Origin of the sequence: Parasediminibacterium schistidii (assembly GCF_046546515.1) — a bacterium.
Taxonomy (GTDB): domain Bacteria; phylum Bacteroidota; class Bacteroidia; order Chitinophagales; family Chitinophagaceae; genus Parasediminibacterium.
In genome coordinates, this window is record NZ_JBKHKJ010000105.1 from 1 (window position 1) to 256 (window position 256).

The window sequence follows — 256 nt, forward strand, 5'->3', positions numbered from 1 at the left end:
TTCGCTTACTGCCGTGGCCAGCGGCACACCGTCTAGCTACCAGTGGTTGTTCAACGGGATACCCCAGCCAGGGGCTACAAGCGTTAGCTACAACAATACCATACAAACTGGCAGCTACAGCGTAGTGGCTATTTATGCCAACGGCTGTACAGATACCTCGGCGCCTTTATTGCCTATTGCATTAAAAAGCTTTACTGGTTATTACAAGGCAGGCCTTGTAAACCTTGCTTGGTCAGCAGCTTCCGGGGCTGGCGTT

The 256-nt window shown here is 51.6% G+C and carries 1 protein-coding gene; it reads left to right on the top strand.

Features of this window, described 5'->3' with window-relative positions; all coding sequences use genetic code 11:
- Window positions 1-256, top strand: a 256-nt coding sequence (locus ACHFIY_RS19350; protein WP_410847778.1) for a hypothetical protein, incomplete at both ends; no start/stop codon positions are given.